This window comes from Serratia sp. CC22-02, from assembly GCF_900182895.1.
Lineage (GTDB): Bacteria > Pseudomonadota > Gammaproteobacteria > Enterobacterales > Enterobacteriaceae > Serratia > Serratia nevei.
This window is the reverse complement of sequence record NZ_FXUD01000008.1, coordinates 162809-174267: the sequence shown is the minus strand read 5'-3', so window position 1 is coordinate 174267 and position 11459 is coordinate 162809. Positions and strand designations below refer to the sequence as shown.

Here is an 11459-nt window from a genome sequence, read left to right as displayed (position 1 = left end):
ACGGACGCGGGGTGGAGCAGCCTGGTAGCTCGTCGGGCTCATAACCCGAAGGTCGTCGGTTCAAATCCGGCCTCCGCAACCAACTCTTGATGACAACAGACAAGCACCCTGACGGGTGTTTTTTTGTATCTGCAATCCGCAAAAATAGCCGGACTCGCGCCCGGCCCTGCTTCTATCGGCTCGCCAGCGCGCCGCCGTTGGCGAAATAAGCCTTGATGCCCGCCAGAATCGACTCCGCCACCTGCTGTTGGAAATGGCTGGTGCGCAGCTTGCGCTCCTCTTCAATGTTGCTGATAAACGCCGTTTCCACCAGGATTGACGGGATATCCGGCGCCTTCAACACCGCAAAACCGGCTTGATCGACACGATTCTTGTGCAACCGGTTGATTTTCCCCATCCGATTCAACACTTCCTTGCCGAACTTCAGGCTGTCGTTGATGGTCGCGGTCTGGATCAGATCAAACATGGTGTGGTCGAGATAGCGGTCGCCACTCTTGCTGACGCCGCCAATTTGGTCCGACGCGTTCTGCGTCTGCGCCAGGAACTTGGCCGCCGAGCTGGTGGCGCCCTTGGTGGACAACGCGAACACCGATGAACCGCGCGCCGCGCGGCTGGTAAAGGCGTCGGCGTGAATCGAAACGAACAGATCCGCGCGCTGCTTGCGCGCCTTGGCGACGCGCACCTTGAGCGGGATAAACACGTCTTCGTTGCGCGTCATGAACACCTTCATGTTCGGCTCGCGCTTGATCATGGCGCTCAGCTTGCGGGCAATCTGCAATACGATGTCTTTCTCGCGCGTCTTGTACTTGCCGATAGCGCCGGGATCTTCGCCGCCGTGGCCAGGATCCAGCATGATGACGATCGGCCGATCGCGCCCCGCCTTGCCGGCCTGCGGTGCTTCCGGCGGCAGCGTGCGCTCCAGATCGCCCTTGTTGTAATCTTCCAGTAACGCCAATAGCGGATCATACTCCTCACCGCCGCTGCCGGCCTTGGTCGGGTAGAGATCCATGACCAGACGGTTGCGATACTCCGGCACCGGCGCCAGCGTGAAAATATGCGGGCTGACGCTCTGCTTGAGCTCCAGCACCAGCCGCACGGTATTCTGATCGAACTGGCCAACGCGCGCCTGCTTGAGATAAGGGTCGTCGGCACGTACCTGCCCGGCGATGCCTTTCAGCACGCTGTTAAGGTGAACGCCTTCAATGTCCACCACCACGCGATCGGGATTGGTCAGGGCAAACTGCTTGTATTTCAGCTCGACGTTGGATTCCAGCGTGACGCGGGTATAGGTGGAGGATGGCCAGACGCGCACGGCGATCACGTGCGATGACGCGGCGAAGCCCGTGCGACTCACACTCAGCAACCAGCTGGCGGCAACGCCCTGTAATAAACGACGGCGGCCCAGATTGTGATTAGAGTTTGGCATGCGGCTCCGGCAGTAATAGCTGTTTACAACAGATGAAAAAAACACCAATAGAATGGGGATGCCGAAAACTTTAACCAATCATTCCAGCCCTGTCATCAGAAAATCTTTTTATGGTTTTTCAATTTATTAACGATTTAGCCCCCTTAGCGCACTCTTCATGACGATTTCCCACTTGCCATCGGCGCCATAAAAGAATAAAAATACAAAAATACCGTATAAATATGCAAAAGAGGTTTGTCGTGAAGGAACGTAGTACAGAGCTGGTGCAAGGATTCCGTCACTCAGTCCCCTATATCAATGCCCACCGCGGCAAGACGTTTGTCATCATGCTCGGCGGGGAAGCCATCGAACACGAGAATTTCTCCAACATCGTCAACGATATCGGGCTGCTGCATAGTCTGGGCATTCGCCTGGTGGTGGTTTACGGCGCACGGCCGCAGATCGACGCCAATCTGGCGCAGCACAACTATGAGCCGATCTACCACAAACACACCCGCGTGACCGACGCCCATACGCTCGAGCTGGTCAAGCAGGCCGCCGGTTTGTTGCAGCTCGATATCACCGCCCGGCTGTCGATGAGCCTCAACAACACGCCGCTGCAAGGTGCGCATATCAACGTGGTCAGCGGCAACTTCATCATCGCGCAGCCGCTGGGCGTCGATGACGGCATCGACTACTGTCACAGCGGCCGCATTCGCCGCATCGATGAAGACGCAATCCACCGCCAGCTCGACAGCAACGCCATCGTGCTGATCGGCCCGGTCGCGGTTTCGGTCACCGGCGAGAGCTTCAACCTGACTTCGGAAGAAGTGGCTACCCAGTTGGCGATCAAGCTGAAAGCGGAAAAAATGATCGGTTTCTGCTCCTCGCAAGGTGTGACCGACGCGGAGGGTAACATCCTTTCCGAGCTGTTCCCCAACGACGCGCAAAAGCGCCTTGAAGAGCTGGAGGAAGGCGGTGATTACCATTCCGGCACCGTGCGCTTCCTGCGCGGGGCGGTGAAAGGCTGCCGCAGCGGCGTGCGCCGCAGCCACCTGATCAGCTACCAGGAGGACGGTGCGCTGGTGCAAGAGCTGTTCTCGCGCGACGGCATCGGCACCCAAATCGTGATGGAGAGCGCCGAACAGGTGCGCCGGGCGACGATCAACGACATCGGCGGCATCCTGGAGCTGATTCGGCCGCTCGAGCAGCAAGGTATTCTGGTGCGCCGTTCGCGTGAACAGCTGGAGATGGAGATCGACAAGTTCACCATTATCGAACGCGACAACCTGACCATCGCCTGCGCGGCGCTGTACCCGTTCTTAGAGGAAAAAATCGGTGAGATGGCCTGTGTCGCGGTACATCCCGATTACCGCAGCTCTTCGCGCGGCGAGATGCTGCTGCAGCGGGTGGAAAACCAGGCGCGGCAGATGGGGCTGAAGAAGCTGTTCGTGCTGACCACCCGCAGCATCCACTGGTTCCAGGAACGCGGATTCACCCCGGCGGAAGTCGACGTGCTGCCGATGCAAAAGCAGGCGCTGTATAACTATCAGCGCCGTTCCAAAATCCTGCTGGCCGATCTGTAATCCCCACGGCGCGGCCGTTGCCGCGCCCCTTCAACGCTTATTCCGTCGCCTGTAGCCGTTCAGCCAATCCGCTGCGACGCTGAGTCGGCATGCGAATGGCCCGCAGCAACACCGCCTCCGTGGCATACAGCGAGAGCTGCTTACGCGCGCGAGTGATCGCGGTATAGACCAGCTCACGCGTCAGCACCGGCAGGAAGTGATTCGGCAACACCAGGACCGTATGGTCAAATTCCGATCCCTGAGATTTGTGCACCGTCATGGCATAGGCGGTTTCATGCGCCGGCAAACGGCTCGGCTGCACCGACTTGATGCTGCCGTCCGGCAGTTGGAAATGTACGCGCAGATCGCCGTGCTCATCCGGCAGCGTAATGCCGATATCCCCATTGAACAGCCCCAGCGCGCTGTCGTTGCGGCCGATCATCACCGGCCGCCCCCGGTACCAGCGGCCGAGCACGCCCGGTTTGCGGTCGATCAGACCGGCACGCTGCAGCCCGAGCTCAATACGATCATTCAAGCCGGCGACGCCGAATGGCCCTTCACGCAGCGCGCACAGCACCTGAAAACGGCCAAAGGCCGCCAGCACCGCCGCCGCGTCCGCGCCTTCGGCGGTCAGCCGCAAATAGTCGCGATAGCCCGCCACGCAGGCATCCAACAGCGCCTGATACTCTTCGCTCGTCGCCAGCGCATAGCCCGTGACATCGCCGAAACTGCCGTTTAATGCCGCCAGCGCGCGATCCCCCGCCCCGGCGTTGACCGCCAACGCCAGCTGACCGATGCCGGAACGGGCATCGAAACGGTAGCTCTTGCGCAGCAGACACAGGCTGTCGCGCACCGCCGCTTCCGCATCGGCCTGCCGCCCTGCGAGCGAACAGCCGGTCAGGCGGCTCAGCTCTGCGGCACGCGCGCCGCTGTATCCCTGCTCGGCAAAGCGGCAAATATCTCCCAGCACCGCGCCGGCCTCCACCGAGGCCAGCTGATCGCGGTCGCCGAGAAAAATCACCCGCGCCCGATCGGGCAGCGCGGCAATCAGGCGCGCCATCATCGGCAGATCGACCATCGAGGCCTCATCCACCACCAACACATCCAAATGCAGCCGGTTGCCACGGTGATAACGCATGCGCTGACTGTTCGGTTGCGCCCCCAACAGACGGTGCAACGTCGCCGCCTCCGTCGGGAACAACGCCTGCTGCGCCGGGGTCAGCGCCAGTTGACGGCTGGCGCTGCCAAGCGACTCCGTCAGGCGCGCCGCCGCCTTGCCGGTCGGTGCCGCCAGTTGAATGCGCAAGCGCGCGCCTTCATCCAGCTGCACCAGCGCCGCCAGCAGCTTGGCGACGGTGGTGGTTTTACCGGTGCCAGGCCCGCCGGAAATGACCGCGATACGCCGCGTGGCGGCCACTGCGGCGGCGATCTTCTGCCAATCGGGCTCGTCACTCGCCGCGCCGAACAGGCGGTCGAGAATAATGCGCAGCTCAGCCTCCGGTACCGCCAACGACTCGCCTTCACCGCCGATAAACGCCGCCACTTCACCTTCGTTTTGCCACATGCGCTGCAGATACAGGCGCGGCCCGCGTAGCACCAGTGGCGTAGCGCTACTGCCGTCCCCGACCGCTGCGCTGGCCGCCAAACGCTGCTGCCAACGCACGCTATCCGGTCGTCCGGCCGCCTCCCACACCGCCAACGCCAACGCCGGCTGGCGCCCTTCAAACAGCGTGTCCGCCTGCAGTTGCTCCAGCATCAGACAGACGTGGCCGGCCCCCGCCTCTGCGCTCAGGCAGGCGGCGGCCAGCAAAATATCGGGCTCGTCTTCGTTCGCCACCACGCGGGCGAACTGCACGTCCAGCGGACGCAGTACGCCAAGCGCTACCGCCTGCTCCAGCAGTGCGATCATGATCCTTCCTCCGTCGCCACAGCTTCGCCGCTGAACAAGCGATCCATCCCCTCCACCAGCTCAAGCTCAGGGAGACAGGTGAAAATGCCGTTGCCCGGGTGCGCCGCATCCACGCCGCGCAGGAACAGATAAATCACCCCGCCAAAATGGCACCGATAATCGTAATCCGGCAACCGATGACGCAGATAACGATGCAGCGCCAGCGTATACAGCTGGTATTGCAGATCGTAACGATGCTCCGCCATCGCCTGCTCCATCGCCGGCCGGGTATAGGCGCTACTGTCTTCCCCCAGCCAGTTGGACTTGTAGTCCAGCAGGTAGTATTTGCCCTGCCAGCAGAACACCAGGTCGATAAAGCCTTTCAGCATGCCCTGCACCTGATGAAAATCCAGCGCCGGACAGCGGGCGGAAAGCGGATCGTAACGCTTCACCAGGGCATCGAGCTCCTTCGCCTGCAACAGCCGGTTGATCGGCAAATAGAACTGCAGCTCGGCCTGCTTGTGCTGCGGCGTCAGCGCCGCCAGCGTCACGCCGCTGTCGGCGAGCGGCGTATTGAGCAATACCCGCATCCACGCCAGCAAAATCGGCTGCCAATGTTCGGCGAACCCGTGCTGTTGCAGCTGTGCCAGCAGCCACTGTTCGTCTAACGGCTGAGTGAAATCCAATGTTTCGAACAGGCTGTGCAGGAAGGTGCCGGGCGTTGCGCCGCGCGGGAAGGTATGCGGTGTGAGCGCTGGCTCACTTTCTTCCCCGCGCTCGCCCGCGGCGTCGACATCCAGACGCGGCAGCAGATCCTGCATCAGGCTCGCGCCGTGCTGTTGCAAACCGGTATAGCTGGTCACCCGCCAAAAATCCTGGATCCGCCGGGTAAAGTTTTTCGCCGCCAGCGCTTCAGCCAACGCCGCCTGGGGCTGCCAGGGCGCCTCGTCCGGCGGTTCCACCAGCGACAGCGCAATGCCGCCGCCCGCCAGTTGCTGCAGCCGCTCCTGCAGATACGCAGCGTCGCCGGCCTGCCCGCCCTGCACCAGATAACCCAATGCGCTGCGGTGCAGATCGGTCTCGCCCTGTTTCTTGCGCGAGCCCTGGAACAACGGCGCGATGCCGATGCTGCAGTGGTACACCGAGCGGGTCAGCGCGACGTACAGCAGACGCAGGTCTTCCGCCAACCGCTCCTCCTCCGCCCAGGCCTGGCTCTCTTCATTGGCGTCGAGATCCAGCAATGCCTGGAAGCTGTGGCGATCGTGATACAGCGCCTGTTGCTGCTGGCGGAAATTGCCGACGAACGGCAGCCACACCAGATCGAATTCCAGCCCCTTGGACTTGTGGATGGTGATCACCTGCACCAGATGCCGGTCGCTCTCCAGCCGCAGCTGTTGATTGTCGGACTGGCGATTAGGCTGGGCAATCTGCTGCGCCAACCAGCGAACCAGCGCATGCTCGCTGTCGAGCTGCGCCGCCGCCTCTTGCAACAGCTCCCCCAGGTGCAGCACGTCGGTCAAGCGACGCTCGCCGCCGGCGCTGGCCAGCAGGTTCTCCGCCAGCTGGCGCGCTTTCATCACCTCGCTCAGCATCGGCAACACGCCGCGGCGCAGCCAGAGCGTGCGGTAATTGTCGAATTCATTAACCAACGCGTCCCAGGCGCGCTCATCACGGCTCAGGCCGTCCAGCGTCGGCGCGTCCAGCCCCATCAGCCCGGTAGCCATGGCGCTGCGCAGCGTGCGCTCTTGTTCCGGCGCCAACACCGCCTGCAACAACCACAGCAGGTCTTTGGCCTCCGGGGTGTCGAACACGCTATCGCGGTTGGACAGATACACCGACGGAATGGACAGCGCGCTCAGCGCATCGCGCACCAACGCCGCCTCATTGCGGCTGCGCACCAGCACCGTGATATCGGAAGCTTGTACCGGCCTTGGCTCCTTGCCGCCCTGCAGCCACGCCTGGCCCTGCTGCCCGGCGCTGAGCCAGTCGCGAATTTGCGTGGCGCACAGGCGCGCCATCAACTGTTGGTAATCACTTACACCGGCGCCTTCCCCCTGCTGCAGCCAGAACTGCATCGCCGCTTGCGGCTTGCCGTGCAGGTCAAACGCCAGCCCTTGGTTCTTTTCCGCCGCGCTGACCTCGATAAAGGGGATTTGGCCGAACAGGAAAGGCTTTTCTACCTGAGAAAACAGGTGATTGACGCTGGCGACCATCGACGGCGACGAGCGCCAGTTGGTCTCCAGCGTATAGTGGGCGCTCACCTCCGAACGCGCCCGCATGTAGGTAAAAATGTCGGCGCCGCGAAAGGCGTAAATCGCCTGCTTGGGATCGCCAATCAGCAGCAGGCCGCAATCGGGCCGGCCGACGTAAAGCTTTTGGAAAATACGGTATTGCTGCGGATCGGTATCCTGGAATTCATCGATCATCGCCACCGGGTAGCGCTGACGGATCGCCTGCGCCAGCTGTTCACCACCGCCGCTTTGCAGGGCGCCGTCCAGCCGGCTGAGCAGGTCGTCAAACCCCAGCTCGGCGCGCTGGCGCTTTTCCTGCTGAATGGAAGTGCGGATCTCGCTGAGCGCACGCGCCATGATCAGGTCGCGCAGCGTCAACGGCTCATCGAACAGCTCGTCGATCGCCGTGAACAGCGCATGCCGCGGCGGCTCGCCTTTCTTGGTCTTCTCCAGCAGCACCGACTGGCGAAATTTATCCAGTTCCTTCGGCAGCTGATAGTCCTGAGTCTCCTGCCCGCTCCATTCACCGACCTTGTTCAGCCAGTTCGGCAGGTGCTTGCTGCTGTAACTGCGCTTATCGACGCCGGACTGGGCGATCAACGCCTCCAGATCGCCCGCCGCCGCCCGCCATTGCACCTTGATGGCGTCGATACGCGCGACGATCTGCTCGTGGCGCATCAGGACGGTTTCTTCGTCCTTCGGCGGCCGACGCAGCGCCGGCGCCTCACCGTGCAGATAGCCGGAGAGATCGGCCAGCAACGCTTCCGGGCCGCTCCACTCCTGGCTGACCGCACGCGCCACGCCCAGCGGCAACGGATAGCAGTGGCGACGCCAGAAGTCGGCACAGGCCTGCCGCCGCAGCGGCAGTTCGTCCTGCACCAGCGTTTGTTCAAACAGCATGCCGGACTCGAAGGCGTTGTGCGTCAGCATTCGTTGGCAAAAGCCGTGAATGGTGTAGATCGCCGCTTCATCCATCTGCCGCTCCGCCGCCAGCAGCTGCGAGGCGGCGTCGGTCAAATCGTCAATTTCAGCCATCAATTCGATAAATAGCAGATTTTTGCATTCTGCGTCTTTACCGCGTACGCAGGCGATACGCAGCCCGTGAATATTGTCGCGGATACGCCCGCGCAGCTCCTCGGTGGCGGCCTCGGTAAAGGTCACCACCAGGATTTCTTCGACCGTCAGCGGACGAGGAAACGCCGCTTCACCGCCCAACCCCAGCAGCAAACGCAGGTACAGCGCGCCGATGGTAAAGGTTTTGCCGGTGCCCGCCGACGCCTCGATCAGGCGTTCGCCGAACAGCGGCAGCGTCAGCGGTTCCAACCTCTGCGGGGCAGTTTCCGTCATGGTGTCGCCACTTTGCGCGGCAGGATCTGCTGCAATGCAGACGCGTTCGGATAGGTGACCCAGTCCTTAGGCGCCGCGTAATCCGCCTTGTCTTGCCCGCTGCCGCTCACCTGTGACAGCACCGCCAGCCCCTGTGGCTGGATCACCGCCTGGTGGAAATAATCCGCCAGTTTGGCCGGCGTCAGCTGTTGCACCTGCGCGATCAGCTTCTGACGGGTATCGAAGGCGAAATTGCCGCGATCGAAATCGTTGGCGAACCGGCTGGCCTCTTCGCTCAGGGTTTGCGGACGCTGCTTCAGCTCATTGATGAGCGCCTGTTTGTACTGCTCAAAGTCCGCCTCGCTCATGTCGCGCAAGCGCTTCTCGGTTTTCGGGTAGAAATCCTGATAGCGCTGGTACAGGTAGGCCGGCTGCTTGCTGTTGCTCTGCAACAGGAAGCCCACGCCCCACTGGCGCCCCACCGACATCGGGAAGGCAAAGACCGCATACCCCAATTGCTCCTGAGTGCGCAGTTGGCTATAGAACCACGGCTGAATAATCTGCCCCAGCAGCGAGCTGTAGGCCATGCCGGTCACTTCGTCGTAGCCGGTCGGCACATAGACCGCCGCCAGCGCCGAGTCGGTGCTGCTGCCCACCTGTTGCAGGTTGGCCAGCTGATTCTTGTCCACCACCACGTCTTCGCCGTGCCACCATTCGATGCCGGTACAGCCCAGGCGATGCTTCAGCGTCGACGCCAGCGTGTCGACCTGCTGCTTGCTCATGTTGCCCACCACCAACAGCTCTGGCGTGGCCTCGGCCAGCAGGCTATCGCGATAAGCCAGCACGTCTTTCAGCGTCAGCGTCTTCAGCACTTCGCGGCGCTCGCTGCGTTCGGAATACGGCACGCGGGAAACCATCTGCACCGGCTGAATGGCCAGCTCAAACGCCTTGCCCTTCTCGGCGGCGTCCAACTGTTCCAGATACCAGGATTTGGCCTGCGCCAGCTGATCTTCCGTCGGCGTGAAGCTGGAATAGCCCTCGATCAGCGCCGTCAGCAACTGCGGCAAACGCTGGGTAAAACCGTTGGCGTTAAACATCAGGCCGTTGTTCGGCGAGGTCGAGAAGCTCAGCCCGCCGACCGATGCCTGATAGCTCAGCTGATCCAGCGCGAGGCCGGCCAGATAATCCGTCAGAGAGAACAGCACCTGGTTACGCGCGGAATCCATGGTTTTGGCGTTGCGGAAAGCGACGGTGACGTCGGCCTTCGGCTCGTCGGCGAAGTAACGGCTCGGCATGTACAGCACGCGCAGGCCAGGTTTATCCACCACCATTTCCGGCTTTTTGAACTCGTGCGACGGCTTGGTCAGGGTAAAGTCATCTGGGATGTACGGATTGAGCGCCGGCAACGACAGGGAAATGCCGCTGCCCAGCTGCTGCCACTGCGTAAAGCGCTGCGGCGTGATTTTGTCGACCTGGTAAGGCGCGTTGACGAAATAGGCCGTCTTGTTGTGCGGCTCATCCGGGCTGACGAACCAGATGCGCGCGTTTTGCGGCGTCATGGCATCCAGACGTTCGGCGATCGCCTTAGGATCATAACGATCGGCCAGGTAAGGCGCGTCCAGCGCATGCTCAACCGGCACGCGCAGCATCGTGTCCACCAGCCATTCGATGTAGTCCATGTCGCGCGTAATCGACGGATAACGGAAATCCAGGTTCAGAACATGCGAGATTTCGTCGAAGTAGCTCTGCTTGATGCCTTCGCTGCGCAGCATTTTCAGGTAGTTGAAAATGGCGGCGACGACTTCGTCGCGCTGGGCCAGGCCTTTGTCGGTCAGTGAAACGCTGATGGCGAAGACGCCGCCGTTGCGATCGACCATCGGATCGGCGCCGGCATTGATGGCGTCCGCCAGCCCCTGCTTCTGCAACCAGTCAGACAGGGTGTTCTTGCTGCGGTTGCCGATCAGGTAGCTGATGTAGGTATCGGTTTTGCTGCGAAACGCGGCGCTGTTGTTATCGATGCGGAACTCGACCTTCAGCTGCTTGCGCGGCTGCGCCGGCACATAGTGAATGATGATGCCCTGCTGTTCCGGCGTCACGGCCGGCACGGTGATCGGCGGCACGCTGGCGTCGTGATTCGGCACGCGGCCAAAGGTTTTTGCCGCAATATCAGCCAGCTGCGACAGCGGCTGATTGCCGTACAAAACGCCCATCATCAGGTTGGCGGAGTAGTAGCGTTTATAGAAGCCGGTCAGCTCATCGTGCAACTTGCTGTCCGGCTTGTCTTTCAGCGTATCGAGATTACCGCCGGAGAAGCGCGCGCTCGGATGCGCCGGGTTAAGGGTTTCCGCGCCGACCTGCGCCATACGCATGCCGTCGCGCGAACGTGCCATCGTCAATTCGGCGTTCACCGCGTTGCGCTCGCGATCGGCATTGCCCGGATCCAGCAGCGGCTCGGCAATGGCGTCGGCCATGCGATCGACCGCCGGCTCCAGCGCGTCATTTTCCACTTCCAGATAGAAGGCAGTGCGATAAGAGGCCGTGCTGGCGTTGTGGCTGCCGCCGTGCTTTTTCAGGAATTCGGACAGGTTCTCCGGCTCTGGGTAACGTTTGGAGCCCATCAGTACCATATGCTCCAGATAGTGCGCCAAGCCCAGTTGGCTGTTCGGATCTTCGAGTGACCCGACCGGCAATGCCAGCGCCGCCAGCGATTTCGGTGCCTGGGCATCGGACACCAGCAACACCGTCATGCCGTTAGCCAACTTGATCGCTTCATACTGACGTGGATCGTGTTCGCTCTTGTTGATCTTCTCCGCCAGCGGTTGCCATCCTTGCGCGGCCCAACTCAACGGTGCCCAACACATAGCCAATAATACCAGCCCGGCGATACGGGCCAACTGTCTGCGCATATCCAAAATAAACCCCTATTCTGACGTCGCTACGCCCACTCCCTGACGTTGGCGACGTACATCAAAACCACATAACCAAATCGGTACTCGCCGGGTTCTTCGCCAATGTGGCGGCCCGGAACACGGCGGGTATATGCC

Annotated in this window: 5 protein-coding genes and 1 tRNA gene; 2 read left to right on the top strand and 4 right to left on the bottom strand. The window is 61.6% G+C overall.

Annotation, left to right across the window (positions count from 1 at the left end; translation table 11 throughout):
• Positions 1-5 precede the first annotated feature (5 nt).
• Positions 6-82 (top strand) — tRNA-Met (locus tag QOL81_RS22055).
• 90 nt (positions 83-172) lie between these two features.
• On the opposite strand, the gene amiC is transcribed toward QOL81_RS22055, so the two are convergent.
• The gene (gene amiC, locus QOL81_RS22050; protein ID WP_047729977.1) at positions 173-1426 is read right to left on the bottom strand and encodes an N-acetylmuramoyl-L-alanine amidase AmiC; all 1254 of its coding nucleotides are present in this window, start codon (positions 1424-1426) and stop codon (positions 173-175) included.
• 221 nt (positions 1427-1647) lie between these two features.
• On the opposite strand from amiC, the gene argA reads away from it, so the two are divergent.
• A complete protein-coding gene (gene argA, locus QOL81_RS22045) occupies positions 1648-2991 on the top strand; it encodes an amino-acid N-acetyltransferase (RefSeq protein WP_048234611.1) in 1344 nt (447 codons plus the stop codon).
• A gap of 37 nt (positions 2992-3028) precedes the next feature.
• Here argA and recD read toward each other — a convergent pair whose 3' ends face one another.
• Genes recD through ptrA form a run of 3 tightly spaced genes read right to left on the bottom strand, consistent with a single transcriptional unit; the run spans position 3029 to position 11321 of the window.
• Positions 3029-4879: an exodeoxyribonuclease V subunit alpha gene (gene recD, locus QOL81_RS22040; RefSeq protein ID WP_100396815.1), complete on the bottom strand. Its 1851-nt coding sequence runs from the start codon at positions 4877-4879 to the stop codon at positions 3029-3031.
• Complete coding sequence (recB, locus tag QOL81_RS22035) at positions 4876-8436, bottom strand: exodeoxyribonuclease V subunit beta (protein WP_283440031.1); 3561 nt, start codon at positions 8434-8436, stop codon at positions 4876-4878. Before recB ends, recD begins: the two co-directional genes overlap by 4 nt.
• Positions 8433-11321 carry a pitrilysin gene (ptrA, locus tag QOL81_RS22030; RefSeq protein ID WP_070913928.1) on the bottom strand — a complete coding sequence of 963 codons (2889 nt, stop codon included), beginning with the start codon at positions 11319-11321 and terminating at the stop codon, positions 8433-8435. Before ptrA ends, recB begins: the two co-directional genes overlap by 4 nt.
• Positions 11322-11459 lie beyond the last annotated feature (138 nt).